This window comes from Ferrimonas gelatinilytica, from assembly GCF_039544205.1.
In the GTDB taxonomy this organism is placed as follows: domain Bacteria; phylum Pseudomonadota; class Gammaproteobacteria; order Enterobacterales; family Shewanellaceae; genus Ferrimonas; species Ferrimonas gelatinilytica.
Genome location: NZ_BAABLF010000004.1, coordinates 202,228 through 219,398 on the forward strand (window position 1 = coordinate 202,228; position 17,171 = coordinate 219,398).

Genomic DNA, 17,171 nt, shown 5'->3' on the forward strand with positions numbered 1-17,171 from the left:
GCGAACTGATCAAGGAATTGTCATGACTGTCGCCACCAAACCCCTTGCCCTGCTGATTCTCGACGGCTGGGGTGCCCGGGAAGCCACCCCGGACAACGCCATTGCCGCGGCCCACACCCCCAACCTGGATCGTCTCTTTGCCGAGTCCGCCAGCGGCCTTATCTCTGCGTCAGGGTTGGATGTCGGCCTGCCGGAGGGGCAAATGGGGAACTCCGAGGTGGGCCACATCAACATCGGTGCCGGCCGGGTGGTGTACCAAGAGCTGACCCGCATCGGCAAGGCGATTGACGACGGTGAGTTTAACCACAATCCTGCTCTGGTCGAGGCGATCGAGGCCGCCAAGGCGAAGGATGGCGCGGTTCACATCATGGGCCTGCTCTCCCCCGGCGGGGTTCATAGCCATGAAGATCATATCGAGGCGATGATCCGACTCGCCGCCGATCGGGGTGTCGAGCGACTCTACCTGCACGCCTTCCTGGATGGCCGTGACACCCCGCCTCGCAGCGCCGAAGCTTCACTGAGCCGCTTCTCCGAGCTCTTTGCCAAACTGGGCAGGGGCAAGATCGCCACCCTGGTGGGTCGCTACTACGCCATGGACCGGGATCAGCGTTGGGAGCGGGTTGAGAAGGCCTACCGACTGCTGACCGGGGGGCAGGGCGAGCAGCAGGCCACGGATGCCGTCACCGGCCTTGAAGCGGCTTATGGCCGTGACGAGAACGACGAGTTTGTTGCACCCACGGTGATTGGTGACGCCGTACCGATGCAGGATGGGGACGCCCTGATCTTCATGAACTTCAGGGCCGACCGTGCCCGCCAGCTGACCCGTGCCTTTGTCGATGACAGCTTCGACGGCTTCCAGCGCCAGGTCCGTCCCCGTCTCTGTGGCATGGTGATGCTGACCCAGTACGCCGCCAACATCGAGACCGCCTGCGCCTTCCCACCCACCGATCTGGTCAACACCCTGGGTGAGACCCTGTCCCGGGCGGGCAAGCGTCAGCTGCGGATCAGCGAAACCGAGAAGTACGCCCACGTCACCTTCTTCTTCAACGGTGGCGTCGAAACTCCCTTCGACGGCGAAGATCGTTGCCTGATCGACTCGCCCAAGGTCGCCACCTACGACTTGGCCCCGGCCATGAGCTCCGAGGCCCTAACCGATCAACTGGTGGCCGCCATCGAGGCCGGTCAGCATGATGTGATCATCTGTAACTACCCCAACGGGGACATGGTGGGCCACACCGGTGACTTCGATGCCGCCGTCAAGGCCTGCGAAGCGGTGGATCGGTGCATCGGACGGGTCATCACCGCCCTGCAGAAGGTGGGCGGCGAATGCCTGATCACCGCAGATCATGGTAACGCGGAGCAGATGAAGGACGCCAGAACTGGCCAGGCCCATACAGCGCACACCAGTGAGCCGGTACCCCTTATCTACGTAGGTCGCCCCGGCGAGATCCGCAGCGGCGGCACCCTCTCTGACATCGCGCCCACCATCCTGACCCTGATGGAGATGCCGGTGCCGGAAGAGATGACCGGTCGCCCACTGGTCACCCTTGCTTCGTGACACAGCCCTCCTACCTCGGCCCACTGCTTTTGGCGCTGACACTCTCAATGTCGGCGCCCGCTGCCCTGGGCAAGAGTGACGAAATCACCGAGCAGCAGGCAAAGCTCGACGCTCTCGCCAAACGGATCCAGCAACAACAGGCGCAGTTGACCCAGGCCCAGGTGGAGAAGAACCAACACCTAAAGGCGCTGCGGGAGGCGGAAAAATCGGTCTCCGACAGTGCTGCCGCCGTTCGCCAGAGCCAACAGGCCCTGCAAGCGGCGGAAGCGGCGTTAAAGCGCTTGGATGCGCAGCAGAAGAGTCTGGAGGCTCAACTTAAGAGCCAGCAGGATCGCCTTGCGATGCAGCTACGAACGGCTTGGATGAGCGGCAGCGCCGATCATACCGCCTTGCTGCTGGGTAACGAGGACCCCGCTCGGCTGGAGCGGATGCTGGTGTATTACCAGTACCTCAACCAGGCCCGCATCAATGCCATCGAGGCCCTGGCACAAACCCGCGAAGCCCTGGCGTCACTGCAGGAGGAGCAGCAGCGAAACCGGGATCAGCAAGCCCAGCTTCATCGCCAGGCCAAGCAGCGTCAATCCGAGCTGGCTCGGCACCAGCAGGAGCGACAGCGGGCGCTGCAGCAGCTTGAGCAGCAACTCAAGCGGGGAAAGGGTGCCCTGGCCAACCTGCAGGAGAACCGGGATGTCCTCAGCGCCGCCATCGAACAAGCGTTAAGGGCACTGGAGCAGAGCCAGCAGCACCAAGGTCTCAGTGGAAGCCGAGGAAAGCTCCCCTGGCCGATGAAGGCCCGTATCGCCCACGCATTTGGCGCCCCCCGGCAGGGGCAGCTGCGCTGGAACGGCTGGCTGCTCTCCGCCGCCAGTGGCCGGGAGGTGGCCGCCATCGCGCCGGGCCAGGTGATGTTTGCTGACTGGCTGCGGGGCTTCGGCCTGGTGCTGGTGGTGGATCATGGGGACCAGTACCTGAGCCTCTACGGCCACGCCCAGGCACTGCTTAAGCAGGTGGGTGACCAGGTCCGTGCCGGCGAGATCATCGCCCTCTCCGGCGACTCCGGTGGCCTCGACCGACCCGGTCTATACTTCGAGATACGCCACCGAGGTCGGGCGGTGGATCCCATCCTGTACCTGCGTAAACGGGGATCCTAATTAGCCCCCTTAGGATCAGTAAGGAGCGTCTATGCGTCGCACTGCCTTGCTGGTCGGCCTCCTGTTCGCCGCCTGGTTCAGCTGGGCGGGGCAGGAGCTCCACAGGGACGAGGCAGCGCCGACCCCAGAAAGTGCCCAGCAGTTGGTGGGTGCCATCGCGGAGCTGATCCGCGATTATTACGTCGACGATGTGCCCGAACAGGCGCTGCTCGACGGCGCCCTGCGCGGCATGCTGGAGTCTCTGGACCCCCACTCCTCCTATCTCAGCCCCACCACACTGGCCCTGCTGCGCGATAACAACCGGGGTCAGTATTACGGTTATGGGCTCGAAGTTGCCGTGGATGAGGGTAAGATCCGGGTGATCACCCCGCTGGGGGGATCCTCCGCCGAGGCAGCGGGCATCCTCCCGGGTGATATCCTACTGCAGGTGGACGACTTGGTAGCCAGCGCCGACAACCTGGATCCGCTGATCGCCTACATCAAGCAATCGAGCTTGGAGGATCGTCGCCTGCTGCTCACCCTGGCTCGCCAGGACAGTGACACCCCGCTGCAGATCCGCCTCTCCCCGACGCAGATCCAGATCGCCTCCAGCAACAGCGATACTCTGCCCAACAATGTCGGCTACTTGCGGATCTCCAACTTCAGTCAACGCACCGTCTACGAGGTGCGTGATGCCGCGCTGCGGCTGCAGCGCGGCCCACTGGCTGGCCTGGTGGTTGACCTGCGCAATAATCCCGGCGGCCTGCTGGATGCCGCAGTGCAGGTGGCGGACATGTTTCTCACCCAGGGCACCATAGTGACCACCTCGGGGCGCTTTTACGACGCCAACAGTGAATACCGGGCCAGCAGCTTCGCCCTCTTTGGTGACGTTCCCCTGGTGGTACTGATCAATCAGGGCAGCGCGTCCGCCGCGGAGATCCTTGCCGGCGCGCTGAAAGACAATGAGCGCGCGCTGCTGGTAGGGGAGCGCAGCTACGGCAAAGGCACCGTACAAAGCCTGATCCCTTTACTGGGTCAAGGGGGAGCCATCAAGCTGACCACCGCCCGCTATGCCACCCCCGCAGGGAGGGAGATAGACCAGATCGGCATTGAACCGGATTTCATTATCCCATTGGATGATCAACAACTTGAAGATATAGTGAGTGGCATCGACGAGCTTAAGAGTTGGAAGGATGACCGACAGCTGCTGGCCGCTTACGACATTCTCGCCCCCGCCCCCCACTGAACCCCGATCTCCTCGACGCCTCTGGCGCCTGCTGGCATGGTTAAGCTGCTGGGCACTGCCCCTGCCGGCCAGTCAGATGGCGCTGATCCTGGACGACATCGGTGCCCGTCACCGGGATGCGGCGGTATTTGAACTCCCCCAGGCCATCACTCTCGCCTTCCTGCCCTACACCCCCTATGGCCATACGTTGGCCCAACGGGCCCGGGAGGAGCAGCGCGAAGTGATGTTGCACCTGCCGATGCGCCCCCTTGGCGACAAAGCGCCCGGCCCCTGGGCCATCGAACCCCAGATGGCCCAACAAGAGGTGATTGAGCGGGTTCAACGGGCCCTGGCGGCGATCCCCTTTACCAGCGGCGTCAATAATCACATGGGCAGCGCCGTCACCGGGGATGCCGAGATGATGGGCTGGGTGATGGCCGAGCTGGCCAGACAGGGGAAATTTTTCATCGATAGCCGTACCACCGCAGACAGTCAGGCTTATGCCGCCGCCCAGAAGCTCGGCCTGCCCAGCCTGCAGCGGGATGTGTTTCTCGATCCCCTGCCGGATCTCACGATCCTGCAGAAACAGTGGCGCCTCGCCATCAAGCAGGCCAAGCAGCGGGGCCAAGTGGTGGTGATTGCGCATCCCTACCCGGAAACCCTGGCCTTTCTGCCCGCTGCCCTGGCCCAGTTGGAGCAAGAGGGGATCCGCCTGGTTCCGGTCTCGGCGCTGCTCAGCGACGAAGGGTGGCCGCCTCCAGCTCCGTCAGCACCCTGAGCGCCGCCTGGTCTGTGCCGCCACAGATATCGGAGTCAGGCTTGAAGGCGGCACACACCTCCGGGCGCTCCGGACGACCGAATAGCCGGCAGAGGTTGCGCTCATCCAACTGGATACAGCGCACCCCGGCGGGCTTGCCCGCTGGCATGCCGGGGATAGGGGAGCTGATGGAGGGGGCGATGCAGCAAGCACCGCAGCCTAAACGACACTGCATAGGTTCTCTCGGTTACAAGGGGGTTGAGCCCGACGGCAACAAAAAACGGGCCCTATTCGGCCCGTCCCTGGCATCACGTCATTGACTCAGTTGGCCATGGTGGCCTTGAGTTTTTTCATGGCGTTCTTCTCCAACTGACGGATGCGCTCCGCCGACACCCCGTATCGATCCGCCAGCTCCTGGAGGGTCTGCTTGGGTTCCTCCAGCCAGCGGGCACGCAGGATATCTCGGCTGCGCTCATCCAGGGTATTGAGTGCCGCCTGCATACGGTCCTGAGCCTGCTGCTCCCAGTCCGCCGCCTCGATCACCTCAGCAACGTTGGAGCGCTGATCCTCCAGGTAGAGCGCCGGGGCGTAACTGCCCTCATCATCATCCTGGTCTGGCCCCAGATCGAAGGCCGCATCCTGCGCGGACAGACGGGCCTCCATCTCCATCACCTCTCGCTCGCTGACGCCAAGCTCCTCCGCCACCGTCGCGACCTCGTCGGCACTGAACCAGCCCAGACGTTTCTTGGCTTTGCGAAGGTTAAAGAAGAGTTTGCGCTGAGCCTTGGTGGTTGCCACCTTGACGATGCGCCAGTTCTTGAGCACGTACTCGTGGATCTCCGCCTTGATCCAGTGCACCGCAAAGGAGACCAGGCGAACGCCTACATCGGGGTCAAAGCGTTTCACCGCCTTCATCAGGCCGATGTTGCCCTCCTGGATCAGATCCGCCTGCGGCAGGCCGTACCCGGAGTAGCTGCGGGCAATGTGAACCACGAAACGCAGGTGGGACATGATCAGCTGCTTGGCGGCATCAATATCGCCGTTGTGCACCTGACGGGCGAGGTACTGCTCCTCCTCCAGAGAGAGCATGGGGATCGCGTTGACACCCTGGATGTAGCTCTCCAGGCTGCCGTGCCCCTGGGGCACCACCATCAAAGCCATGTTTTTGCTGGTGTCGCTCATGCCGTACCTCGTGTGGATCGTGGGGGTGCAGTCTAGCACGACTGGATGCGGGGATCATGGGCCTGGATCAAGCCCTTTATTGTGGCTCAATGGCCCTCAGATGGCGACGCACCGAGATCCAGGCGCCACACCAACCCAGGGCACAGGAAGCGGCCATCACCGCCGCACCCTGCCTCACATCGAGGCCATCAAGACGGAACTGGCTGCGGTAGAGACTCAGCAACTGGGCCATCGCCCCATCGAGCCACACCAGCATCACATTGACCAGCACCAGGGCCAGTAGGGCAGACATCAGCCCCAGCCAGAAACCACCGTAGAGGAAGGGGCGACGGATGAACGCCTCCGTGGCCCCGACCAGCTTCATCACCTTGATCTCATCGAAGCGCTGCAGGATGGAGAGCCGAATGGTATTGGCGCTGATCAGCACCACCGCCACCAGCAAAAGGACTGCCAATGCCGCGCCGGCGCTGCGCCCGGTCGCCGACAGGGCCTCAAGTCGGGTCAGCCAATCCAGGTCGAGTCGCGCCATCGCCACCCCGGGCAGTTGTGCCAGCTGGTCACGAAGGGCAGCGGCGGCCACAGGATCGGCATGACGCACTGAGGGCAGCACACGAATCACGCCAGGCAGGGGGTTTTCATCCAGGTAGTCGAGGGCTTCGCCAAACTGGGCGTGCTGACGGAACTCCGTCATCGCCTCCTCCGGACTGTGGTAGGTCACCTCAATCAGCTCCGGCATGCCACGGAGTTGCGTCAGCAGGGTCTTCAGGCGGCCGTCGGCGATCTCCTCGTGGAGAAACAGGCTCACCTCCGCCGCGCTCTGCCACTGGGATTCCACCTTCGCAGCATTGTTGGCCAGCACCCAGAGCAGGGTGGGCAGGCTGAGGCTGAACCCCAGTACCAACATCGTCATCAGCGAGGTGACCGGCGTCCGCCACAGCTCTCCGAGACTCGACAGAAAGTGGCGCAGATGCTGACCGAGGCCGCTACGCCAGCGCCGGAAGCGGGAGACCTTACGACGACCGCGACTCATGCCGCCACCTCCGGCTCACAGCTGAGCAAACGCCCCTGCTTAAGGGTAAGAGTGCGGTAGCGCATCCGGGCGATCAGGCCCAGGTCGTGGGTGGCGATCAGTACCGTGGTACCGGCCCGGTTGAAGGTCTCAAACAGGCGCAGGATCTCCATCGACAGTTTGGGATCCAGGTTACCGGTGGGCTCATCCGCCAGCAGCATCGGAGGCCGGGCCACCACCGCACGGGCAATGCCCACCCGCTGCTGCTCCCCGCCGGAAAGGTGGATTGGCGCGTAAGCCAGCTTGTCCCCGAGGCCCACCATGTCCAGTGCCGCCTCCACCCGCTTGCCGATCTCGCGATTACTGAATCCTTCGATCAACAGCGGCAGCGCCACATTGTCATAGACACTGCGATCCATCAGCAGGTTGTGATCCTGGAAGATGATACCGATATCCCGTCGCAGGAAGGGCACCGCTCGGCGGGAGAGGGACCCGACATCCGCGCCGTTAATCAGCACCTTACCCATGGTAGGCCGCTCGATGGCGGTGATCAGCTTGAGCAGGGTGCTCTTGCCTGCGCCACTATGGCCGGTCAGAAACGCCATTTCACCCGGGGCGATATGGAAGTCGACATTGTCCAGGGCACTACGACCTCCGGAGTAGACCTTACTGACCTGCTCGAATCGGATCATCTGGGGCTCTTATCCTTAGGGCCAATCAGGCCTGGCTATCGTCACTGAACAGGGCCTCGATAAAGGCCGCACTCTCGAACGGGCGAAGATCATCAATGCCTTCGCCAACACCGATGTAACGTACTGGTATACCAAACTTATCTGCCAATGCGAAGATCACCCCGCCCTTGGCGGTGCCATCCAGCTTGGTCAGGGTCAGGCCGGTAAGGCCCACCGCCTCATTGAATAGCTGCGCCTGACTGATGGCGTTCTGGCCGGTACTGGCGTCCAGCGTCAGCATCACCTCGTGGGGAGCCTTCGGATCCAGCTTGCGCATCACCCGGACAATCTTCTTCAGCTCCTCCATCAGGTGCGCCTTGTTTTGCAAACGCCCTGCGGTGTCGGCGATCAACACATCCACGCCCCGGGCCTTAGCGGCCTGCAGGGCATCAAAGATCACCGAGGCGCTGTCGGCACCGGTGTGCTGGGCAATCACCGGGATGGCATTGCGCTCCCCCCAGACCTGCAGCTGCTCAACCGCGGCGGCACGGAAGGTATCCCCCGCCGCCAGCATCACGCTCTTACCCTCGGCCTGGAACTGCTTAGCCAGCTTACCGATGGTGGTGGTTTTCCCCACCCCATTCACGCCAACCATAAGGATCACGAAGGGGCCATCGGGGTTGTCCAGCTGCAGCGGCTGGTCAACCTTGCTCAGGGTTTGCGTCAGTTCGGCTTTCAGGTGGCCAAACAGGGCATCGGAGTCTTTCAGGTCGCCGTAGTCGGCCCTTTCTGTCAGGGTGTCGATGATGCGGGTGGTCGTCTCTATCCCCACATCCGCCAGCAGCAGTTGAGTCTCCAGCTCCTCGAACAGCTCCTCATCGATCTTTTTGCCCTTGAACAGGGCGACGAAGCCGCCACCGATATTTTCACTGGTTTTTCGCAGCCCCGCTTTGAGGCGAGCGAAGAATCCCAATTTTTTGCCCTCATCGGACACGGGCTCGGGCTCGGCAGGCGCCTGGAGATCCTGCCCCGCGGCGAAGCGCTCCACCTCCGCTTGCTCTTCTGCCGCCTGCTCGGCCGCCAGACGTTCCGCTTCGAGGCGCTCAGCCTCTGCCCGTTCACGGGCTGCCAGCTCGGCCGTCAGGCGTTCTGCTTCGAGGCGCTCCGCCTCCAAACGCTCAGCCTCTGCGCGTTCACGGGCCGCCTGCTCGGCCGCCAGGCGTTCTGCTTCGAGACGCTCTGCCTCAAGGCGCTCGGCCTCCGCTTGTTGATCGCTTACCGGCTGGGAAGGGGCTACATCTTTTGCCTCAGGGGCAGCCTCCAAGCCCTGCGGCTGGGCTTCAGTGGCCTCCGGAGCAGCCGGTTCGTCGGGCTTTTTCTCTTTGCGGAACCAGGAAAATAAGCCTTTGGCCATACTTTGTATCCTCTACCTCAGCCTTATCCTGCCCATTGCGGCGGAAGGCTTGCTAAAATGGCGAACTTTTCTGGGGCGTAGTGTACCCAGAATTGGCTAAAAAACCGAGGTCACCATGGCGAGAGCGCCCCGTCGAGAGAGCAAACCCCAAAGCCGCAACAGGGCCGCCGGACAGATCCGCATCATCAGCGGCCAGTGGCGTGGCCGACGCCTGCCCGTCGGGGACAAGGAGGGGCTGAGACCTACCACGGATAGGGTCAGAGAAACCCTGTTTAACTGGTTGATGGGGGAGATCAGCGGCGCCCGGGTATTGGACTGCTTCAGCGGCAGTGGTGCCCTGGCCCTGGAGGCACTCTCCCGCCACGCTGCCCACGCCACCCTGATGGAGCTGGATCCTGCAGTCGCCAGTCAGCTTAAGCGCAACCTGGCCGCACTGGGCACCCACTGCGGCACCGTCTCTCAGGGCGACACCCTGGCCCAATTGGCCCGGCCGGCATCCGTCCCTTACGACATCGTCTTCGTCGACCCCCCGTTTCGCCAGGGGCTGGTCTCGCCATGCCTGACACAGCTGGAGCAGCAGGGCTATCTCAAGCCGGGGAGCTGGATCTACGTCGAAAGCGAGAGCGAAGCCGGCGCGCTATCGGTACCCGCTCACTGGTCACTGCACCGGGAGAAGAGTGCGGGGCAGGTCACCTACCGGCTCTACCAACGTCAAGAATCACAAGGAGAGGAACAATGAACGGACTGTTATCCTGGGCCAAAGCGGGAATGGTTGCCGCCTGGCTGATCATGCTGGTCAACCTGATCTTCCCCTGGCCCCAGCCCTACCACTTGCTTCTGCAACTGCTGCTGCAAATCACCCTGGCCGGACACTTGGCGATCTGCGCCGGTGTGCGGTTCCGTCAGGGCAAGCCGCTGCCCGGATCCCTCTACCTGTCGCTAGCGCTGTATGGCGTCTTCGCCCTATTGGAGTGGAGCCGCGCCAGCCGGGACCAGCACTAAACGTGTGAACCGGCCCCAAGTCGTCCCTTCCGACTCGTCGCCGCTACTTACCGTAAAGTGCCAGGTAAGCGGCGATACCATCGAGGAACATCTGCACGGACAGCATGACCAGCAGCATCCCCATCAAACGCTCAGAGGCCAGCAGCCCCCGCTCGCCAAGCAGACGATGAAACAGGTTAGAAAACATCAGAATGATCGCGGTTAGGGCCCAAGACCCCAGCAGGGCAAGGGACCAGTCCACCATACGTTCGCCATCGGTATGGGCCAGCAGAAGCAGGGCCGCCAAGACCGAGGGCCCCGCGATAAGGGGGATCGCCAAAGGAACCAGGAAGGGCTCCTGACCCGCATCCAACCCTGTGACTCCACCCGGTGTGGGGAAGATCATGCGGATGGCGATCAGGAACAGGATGATCCCACCGGCGATGGAGACGCTTTCCGCCCTCAAGCCCAAAAAGGAGAGCATCGCCTCACCGGCGTAGAGAAACAGCAGCATGATTCCGAGCGCAAACAGCAGTTCGCGGACCAGGATAATTCGGCGGCGCTTCGGCTCAACATGACGCAACACGCTAAGAAAGATGGGCATGTTGCCCAAGGGATCCATGATCAGGAACAGCATCACTGCGGCGGAAAGAGTATCCATGACCAAAAGGCTCCTTAAGCTATTTTTAAACCTGGAATTTTAAGCCGCACAGTATAAATTAACCGGTGGCGTTAAACAGGGGGGCTGAGGACATGGCCGAGGCTTTTAGATCCCCCCTGCTGTAGTCATCACGCTCCAGTGTGTCAGCCCACCACTACAGCGGTTGCCTCTTGGCACCGGTCCGTGCAGCGGCACAGCGGTGGATTGAAGCCATTCCGGTGAAGAAGCATTGCAGGCTGGGGGGGAAAGCGACTAAAGTCTGCGGATCCCGCCGCGGGCGGCACGCCCTCGATAACTTCTCGCTCCCCACACTTGGGGCCAACCAGATGAGCCGAAGACCATGCATTACCTTATCGCCAGCCTGATAAGCCTCACCGTCGGCCCGGTGCTGCACCACGGTCTGCGCCGCCAGGCCCAGTTTCTCGATGGTCTCTCCGCTTTTGTCGTCATCACCCTGGTTGGCCTGATTGGTTTTGATGTGCTGCCGGAGCTCTGGCAGCAAGGTGGCGTGTGGATCTTGCCCTTCCTGTTTCTGGGGATTGCGGGGCCAACACTGGTGGAGAAAGCCTTCTCCCGCTACTCCAGCACTACCCACCGCCTGACCCTTCTGCTGGGGATGCTGGGCCTTCTACTGCACACGCTGACCGATGGCAGCGCCATGGCGCTGACCCAGGCCAGCCCAACCCTGGCGATGAGCGTCGTGCTGCACCGACTGCCAGCGGGGTTGGCGGTATGGTGGCTGCTTCGTCCCGCCTTCGGTCGCGCCTGGGCGGCCACGATGCTGGCCTTGATGATGGCGTTTACCGTGCTGGGCTTCACCTTGGCTGAACCGATCCAGGCCCACATGGCCGCCAATCAGATGCTCTGGCTGCAAGCCTTTGTCACGGGCTCCCTGGTTCACGTGGTCCTGCACCGTCCCCACGAACACCCCCACCGGGAGGGGCACCATCACCATGGCCGGGCACGCCTGCATTTTCGTCCCGGTCACTACATGGGGGCAGCCTTGGGGCTGTTGCTGCTGGTGTTGCTCCTGATCTCCCACGGTCATCAGCATCACCACGCACAGGACCAGGCCGATGCCAGCGTCGTGGAGTTACATTCGCACTGAAGTTCGGCGCTGTCATTTCCTATGATTGACAGAACACCCCGATCAAGGAGAGCGAGATGCTGAGCAAAATCGCAGCCAGCCTGCTCAGACTGGGAGGCTGGCGGATCCAGGGCCAGCCTCCCAGCACCCATAGATACATCGCCATTGTCGCCCCCCACACCAGCAACTGGGATTTCATGATTGGACTGCTGGTCAGAACCGCACTCAAAATACCGGCCCGATTCATCGGCAAACATCAACTGTTTCGCCCCCCTTTGGGCTGGCTGATGCGCGCCTTGGGGGGACGCCCGGTAGACCGGCGGCGAAGCAATAACTTGGTGGAAGGGGTGGTAAAACTCTTTGAGGGGGAGTCAGAATTTGTCCTGGCACTGACACCGGAGGGAACCCGCAGCCAGGTCTCACGCTGGAAGACCGGTTTCTACCATATCTCGCAAGGTGCCAATGTGCCGATCCAGCCGGTGGCACTGGACTATCGTCAGCGACGGGTGGTCTTCGGGCCGCTACTCTGGCCCGGTGACAGCAAAGCCGCCGACATGGCGCAACTGCTGGCCTTTTTCCGCTGCCACCCAGGCCGCTTCCGCCAGGCCATTCCCCACTATCAACACCAAGATGCGCCACCGCGCCAATCGCGCCAATGAAGAGCGGCGGTAGAATGTTTTATGAGCCAAGGGGCCGAGCCCCCGTCGCCGTCCGTTAAGCTGTCTCACCGGGGCGCACGGACTGGGCCAAAGCCCGCACATCCGCCCCCGTGGGTTGCTGCATTGGCCGAAGACCAAACTCCGGCAACACCGCCAGGGCATGATCGAAGATGTCCGCCTGGATCCCTTCGTATTCGGTCCAGCGGGTGTCATTGGTAAAGCAATAGATCTCCATCGGCAGCCCATGCTCGTTCGGTGCCAATTGGCGAACCATCAGGGTCATCTCCTTATGAACCCTGGGGTGCGCCTCCAGATAAGCCTGCAGGTAGGCTCGGAAACAGCCCACATTGGTGAGGCGGCGGCCATTCGCCAGTCGCTCTGGCCGGGAAAGCGTAGCGTTGGCCTGAGACAGCTCCCGCCGCTTTCGCTCAATATGGGGTGCCAGCAGGTCGATCTCCATCAGGCGCTCTACCATCGCCTCGTCCGCGAAGCCGACCGAGTTAAGATCCAGCAACAGCGCCCGTTTAATGCGCCGGCCACCGGAGGCCATCATCCCCTGCCAGTTCTTGAACGCATCGGAGACCATGGCATGGGCTGGAATCATGGAGATGGTTTTATCCCAGTTCTGTACCTTGACGGTATTGATGTTGACCTCCAGCACTTCACCATCGGCGCCGTACTGGTCCATCTGGATCCAGTCCCCCCGGCTGACCATGCGGTTCGCGGAGAGCTGGATCCCCGCCACAAAGCCCAGGATGGTGTCTCGAAACACCAGCAGCAGCAGGCCCGTGGCCACACCTAGGCCGGAGAGCAGGTAGAGAGGCGACTTATCCAACAGGATGGCAAAGAGAATGATGGCACTGATCAGGGATAGGAACAGCTTGGCCAACTGCACCATGGAGTGCACCGGCAGACGGCGACTCAACGGCCGACCGGAGGCCACGGCCAATGCCACATCGAGCAAAGAGAAAAGAAAACGGGCAACCGAGAGCACCATGACCGCTTCCAGAGTCTTGGTAACGCCGGATTGCCAGGCGGGCCACTGCCCCAGTACCAGAGGGGTAAAGAGATCCAGCACTACCAGCGGGACCGGCTCCAGAAGCTTCTCGACACTGCGGTAACGGCGGATCTCCACGGCCCACTCGTTGCCGGAGCGGTCCAGCAGCCCTTTCATCGCCCGCCCCACCAGGTGAACGGCAACCAGATAGACCAGCAACGCCAAGGCCAGCCCCATGCCGGAAAGAATCACCAGCTGCAACAGGTCGTTGGACTGGACCGGTAATCCCCAGTTGGCCAACCAGTCCACCAGGACAGATCGCATCTCCGAGCGCAGTTCTTGCTCCAAAAGTGCCTCAACTCATTAATTTTTAGGATGAATGGCTAGAATAACTGTCTCACCGAAAAGAGAAAACTCTCGGGGAGATGGGCTCAGGATCCGGGTTGTAAAGTGCCGCTGGCCTCAGGAGGAGGGAAGCGCACCGAAGGACAGGCGCCCCTTGTGCCGCTCAGCGGCTAAGAGGCTGGTCAGCCCGCGTCTGCGGCGCTACTATCCGTAACCTAAACACTTCGAAAGGCAGGGAACATGGGTATCAAAGCCATCATCGTGGATACCGCAGGTACCACCACGGATTTCCAGTTTATTAAGGAGATCCTGTCATCCTATTCCAAACAGGCCATGGCGGCCTTCATAGCCGAAAACCGCCATGACTTCGCCGTCAGCACTCTGCTCGATGACGTTCAGGAACTGGCCGGGGTCGAAGATCTCGGTGATGCCGAGCTGGCGCAGTTGCTGGTGGACTGGATCCAGGACGACAGCAAGGCCACCGCGGTGAAGGGCCTGCAGGGGTTGATCTGGAAGCAGGGCTATCTGGCGGGCGAGTTCAAAGGTCATGTCTACGAGGATGCGGCGCGCGCCCTGAAACAGTGGCACAGCAGCGGCAAGCGCCTCTATAGCTTCTCCTCCAGCTCCGCCGATGCTCAGGAGCTCCTGTTCCGTCACAGCAACCAAGGCGACCTGAGCGGCCTGTTTTATGGTCACTTCGATACCAACATGGGTCAGAAGACCACAGCCCAGGCCTACAAGAACATCCTCAACACCCTGAGCCTCAGGCCCAAGCAGGTGATCTTCATCTCCGACGACATCCGCGAGCTCAACGCCGCCCGGGAAGCGGGGCTCAATACCCAGCAGATCGTCCGCGAACCCGGCACCCACCAGGGCAGTCACCCGGTGGCCGAAAGCTTTCAGCAGATCCGTCTATGAAGCCGGACAGGTCATAAAAAAGGCGCCCAAGGGGCGCCTTTTTTGATGTGTGAAGGGGTCAGCCCTTCATCGAAGAGACTTTTCGATACATCGCATCGATCTGGGCGGCAAAGCGCTGGTTGATCACCCGGCGGCGCAGCTTCATCGTCGGAGTCAGCTCCCCCAGTTTCATGCAAAACTCCCGGGGCAGCAGAGTGAACTGCTTCACCTGCTCAAACCGGGCCAGCTCCTTCTGCACCGCCTTCAACCGCTCCTCAAAGTGTGCCTTTACCCGGGCGTGCTGAACCAGCTCAAGCTTGTCCTTGTACTGGATCCCCGCCTCCTTGGCCCAGCTCTCCAAGGCTTCAAAGGCTGGGACGATCAAAGCGGAAACGTAGTTACGTGCATCGGCGATGATGGCGACCTGCTCCACCAGAGGATCCCGTGAGACCATCCCTTCAACCCGCTGAGGAGCGATGTACTTGCCGTTCGACGTCTTCATCAGCTCCTTGATACGGTCCGTGATCATCAGGCGACCCTGCTCATCCAGGTAGCCGCAGTCACCCGTCTTGAGCCAACCATCTTCGGTAAAGGTCGCTGCGGTGTCCTCCGGGCGGTTGTAGTAGCCCCGCATCACCGTATCCCCTTTCACCTGGATCTCATCGTCGGCACCGATCCGCACCTGCATCTCCGCAAGTGGGTTACCGTTGGTACCTATCCCGATCCGGCCCGGCATGTTGGCGGTCACAGAGGCAGTGGTCTCGGTCATACCGAACCCGCAAAGTACCGTCAGGCCCACCGACTGGAAAAACTCATTCACCTTGGGATCCAGAGCTGCGCCACCGGCGGGCATGAAGCGGATCCGCCCCCCCAGCTTTTCACGAACCTTGGACAACACCAACTTATCGGCAATCGCCAGTTTAAGGCGATCCAGAATGGTCAGAGAGCCGTGACCCTGCTCCGCCTCGAAACGCTTGAGACCCTGCTTCAGTGCCCAAAGGAAGAGTGCTTTCTTCTTGCCAGGGGCCGTTTCCAGCTTCTCCATCACCGCAGAGAAGATCTTTTCATAGAGGCGCGGGACCGCACAAAGCACGTGGGGCCGCACTTCCGCCAACGCGTCCTGAACCCTCATGGGATCATTCAGGTAGGCATTAGTGCCACCCTGGATAAGCACATAAAGCGTCCAGCAGCGCTCGAAGACATGGGACAGAGGCAGGAAAGCCAAGGAAACGTCCCCTTCACCAAAAGGCACGAAGGAGATGTGCTGTCGCACGGCACTGGCGAAGTTCTTGTAGTCCAGCATCACCCCTTTGGGCTCACCGGTGGTACCCGAGGTGTAGATCAGGGTCAGCAGGTCATCGAGTCGGTGATCGCCAATCCGCCGATCCAGCTCAGCTTGCTGAGCCCCGTTATCGGCAACCAGCAGCTCGGAAAGGCGGTGGATGCGAACAGGCGCCTCTACGGGAGTTAAATCCTCCTCCAGCAGCACCAGATCGGTCAGAGTCGGACAGTCAGACAGCAGGTTTAATGCTTTCTGGTATTGCTCCTGACCCGCCACGAACAGGACGCGCGCGCCGGCATCATTGATGATATAGGCCGATTGCTGCTCGGTATTGGTAGGGTAGATGGGGGCGCTGACGGCACGACACTGGGCGGTAGCGAGATCGGCAATGGTCCACTCGGGGCAATTATTGGCAAAGATTGCGACCTTATCCTGGACCGCCAAACCCATGGCTAAAAGGGCACGAGACAGGGCATCAACGCGACGACCAAAATCGATCCAGCTAATCGTCTGCCACTGGCCGTTGGCCTGATGACGCAGTGCCGGTGCATTTCCCATACTGGCAAAGCGTTCACGCATGCCTTTGACCAAGTGCAGTTGCTCAAGCGGTGTTCTCAAAGCTTCTCCCCCAAGGGTCTAATTATTCTTTTGGCGTACAGGCGTACGCTGTATGGGGCACATATTACTCCTGAGGACGCAATTTAGCAGGCTGACTTGGTCATTTTGCGCGCGATCACACACTTTTTTTTCGGAAAACTTTCCAATAACTGTCAGACGATATCTAACTTTTCAAAGGCTTTGCCACAGCGGAGCCGGTCGGTTAACGCCTGTTCGCAAAGAGGTCTAGAGCCATAATTCTAAATCTCATCAGCGAATGCACTGGCCCACTGCCAAAACTGACCAACGCCTCAGGGACCGCCCAGGGACCTATCAACACAATGCCACCACTACCGACCACGAAGAGCTTGATTGATGAGTCGTTCCCACGGGACCGTGCACAAAGCGGAGAAGGATTGAGTCCGGCCGTGATGCGAACGGTGGAACTGCCAGAGAAGGGCCAACTTATGGTGTAACTAGTGATTCTGTGCCTTGTTGCCGTTGCACAGCAGCAACGCACCCGCAGCGATGTAGGGGAAGATAGGAGGGTGCGTTGGAGGAAGTGGCCACGGAGACAGATACGTCGCTCAGTGTAAGGCCCCAAGAGAGAATCGGTTGAGACACCCTCGAGTCTGATGAAGAAATTGCAGATACGAAAAAGGCCCTGTCCGAAGACAGGGCCTTTTTCTGAATAAGCGTCTGGCGATGACCTACTCTCA

At 61.2% G+C, this 17,171-nt stretch carries 17 protein-coding genes; 9 read left to right on the forward strand and 8 right to left on the reverse strand.

What is annotated here, in order from left to right; genetic code table 11:
* The first annotated feature begins 22 nt into the window (after positions 1-22).
* The 4 genes from gpmM to ABD997_RS02300 all read left to right on the forward strand — a co-directional run bounded on the left by gpmM (position 23) and on the right by ABD997_RS02300 (position 4,691).
* A complete protein-coding gene (gene gpmM, locus ABD997_RS02285; RefSeq protein WP_345315392.1) occupies positions 23-1,558 on the forward strand; it encodes a 2,3-bisphosphoglycerate-independent phosphoglycerate mutase in 1,536 nt (511 codons plus the stop codon).
* The gene (locus ABD997_RS02290) at positions 1,555-2,709 is read left to right on the forward strand and encodes a murein hydrolase activator EnvC family protein (RefSeq protein ID WP_345315393.1); all 1,155 of its coding nucleotides are present in this window, start codon (positions 1,555-1,557) and stop codon (positions 2,707-2,709) included. Before gpmM ends, ABD997_RS02290 begins: the two co-directional genes overlap by 4 nt.
* Positions 2,710-2,740: 31 nt before the next feature.
* A complete protein-coding gene (locus tag ABD997_RS02295) occupies positions 2,741-3,934 on the forward strand; it encodes a S41 family peptidase (RefSeq protein WP_345315394.1) in 1,194 nt (397 codons plus the stop codon).
* 76 nt (positions 3,935-4,010) lie between these two features.
* On the forward strand, positions 4,011-4,691 hold the full coding sequence (locus ABD997_RS02300; RefSeq protein WP_345315395.1) for a divergent polysaccharide deacetylase family protein: 681 nt from the start codon (positions 4,011-4,013) through the stop codon (positions 4,689-4,691).
* Here ABD997_RS02300 and ABD997_RS02305 read toward each other — a convergent pair.
* The 5 genes from ABD997_RS02305 to ftsY all read right to left on the reverse strand — a co-directional run bounded on the left by ABD997_RS02305 (position 4,648) and on the right by ftsY (position 8,946).
* Complete coding sequence (locus ABD997_RS02305; protein ID WP_345315396.1) at positions 4,648-4,905, reverse strand: YkgJ family cysteine cluster protein; 258 nt, start codon at positions 4,903-4,905, stop codon at positions 4,648-4,650. The two genes, ABD997_RS02300 and ABD997_RS02305, sit on opposite strands and share 44 nt — an antisense overlap.
* Positions 4,906-4,991: 86 nt before the next feature.
* Positions 4,992-5,852, reverse strand: coding sequence for an RNA polymerase sigma factor RpoH (gene rpoH / locus ABD997_RS02310; RefSeq protein ID WP_345315397.1), 861 nt, complete (start codon positions 5,850-5,852; stop codon positions 4,992-4,994).
* A gap of 76 nt (positions 5,853-5,928) precedes the next feature.
* On the reverse strand, positions 5,929-6,882 hold the full coding sequence (ftsX, locus tag ABD997_RS02315) for a permease-like cell division protein FtsX (RefSeq protein WP_345315398.1): 954 nt from the start codon (positions 6,880-6,882) through the stop codon (positions 5,929-5,931).
* Positions 6,879-7,553 (reverse strand): cell division ATP-binding protein FtsE, encoded by a 675-nt coding sequence (gene ftsE / locus ABD997_RS02320; RefSeq protein WP_345315399.1) that lies wholly within the window; start codon positions 7,551-7,553, stop codon positions 6,879-6,881. Before ftsE ends, ftsX begins: the two co-directional genes overlap by 4 nt.
* A 25-nt stretch (positions 7,554-7,578) precedes the next feature.
* On the reverse strand, positions 7,579-8,946 hold the full coding sequence (gene ftsY / locus ABD997_RS02325; RefSeq protein ID WP_345315400.1) for a signal recognition particle-docking protein FtsY: 1,368 nt from the start codon (positions 8,944-8,946) through the stop codon (positions 7,579-7,581).
* A 115-nt stretch (positions 8,947-9,061) separates the two neighbouring features.
* Here ftsY and rsmD point away from each other — a divergent pair, with 115 nt between their 5' ends.
* The gene (rsmD, locus tag ABD997_RS02330; RefSeq protein WP_345315401.1) at positions 9,062-9,685 is read left to right on the forward strand and encodes a 16S rRNA (guanine(966)-N(2))-methyltransferase RsmD; all 624 of its coding nucleotides are present in this window, start codon (positions 9,062-9,064) and stop codon (positions 9,683-9,685) included.
* Positions 9,682-9,948, forward strand: coding sequence for a DUF1145 domain-containing protein (locus ABD997_RS02335; protein WP_345315402.1), 267 nt, complete (start codon positions 9,682-9,684; stop codon positions 9,946-9,948). Before rsmD ends, ABD997_RS02335 begins: the two co-directional genes overlap by 4 nt.
* 43 nt (positions 9,949-9,991) lie before the next feature.
* On the opposite strand, the gene ABD997_RS02340 is transcribed toward ABD997_RS02335, so the two are convergent.
* Entirely contained in the window at positions 9,992-10,588 is a 597-nt protein-coding gene (locus ABD997_RS02340) for a YhgN family NAAT transporter (RefSeq protein ID WP_345315403.1), read from the reverse strand.
* A gap of 340 nt (positions 10,589-10,928) precedes the next feature.
* Between ABD997_RS02340 and ABD997_RS02345 the strand changes: the two genes are divergently transcribed.
* Both ABD997_RS02345 and ABD997_RS02350 read left to right on the forward strand, forming a co-directional pair.
* Positions 10,929-11,696, forward strand: a complete 768-nt coding sequence (locus ABD997_RS02345) for a hypothetical protein (RefSeq protein WP_345315404.1) — start codon at positions 10,929-10,931, stop codon at positions 11,694-11,696.
* Positions 11,697-11,752: 56 nt separating this feature from the next.
* Positions 11,753-12,334, forward strand: a complete 582-nt coding sequence (locus tag ABD997_RS02350) for a lysophospholipid acyltransferase family protein (RefSeq protein ID WP_345315405.1) — start codon at positions 11,753-11,755, stop codon at positions 12,332-12,334.
* 55 nt (positions 12,335-12,389) lie between these two features.
* On the opposite strand, the gene ABD997_RS02355 is transcribed toward ABD997_RS02350, so the two are convergent.
* Positions 12,390-13,679 carry a mechanosensitive ion channel family protein gene (locus tag ABD997_RS02355; protein ID WP_425557028.1) on the reverse strand — a complete coding sequence of 430 codons (1,290 nt, stop codon included), beginning with the start codon at positions 13,677-13,679 and terminating at the stop codon, positions 12,390-12,392.
* 237 nt (positions 13,680-13,916) lie between these two features.
* Here ABD997_RS02355 and mtnC point away from each other — a divergent pair, with 237 nt between their 5' ends.
* On the forward strand, positions 13,917-14,594 hold the full coding sequence (mtnC, locus tag ABD997_RS02360; RefSeq protein ID WP_345315407.1) for an acireductone synthase: 678 nt from the start codon (positions 13,917-13,919) through the stop codon (positions 14,592-14,594).
* Positions 14,595-14,652: 58 nt separating this feature from the next.
* Here mtnC and ABD997_RS02365 read toward each other — a convergent pair whose 3' ends face one another.
* Positions 14,653-16,434, reverse strand: coding sequence for an AMP-dependent synthetase/ligase (locus ABD997_RS02365; RefSeq protein ID WP_345315415.1), 1,782 nt, complete (start codon positions 16,432-16,434; stop codon positions 14,653-14,655).
* Positions 16,435-17,171: the final 737 nt, after the last annotated feature.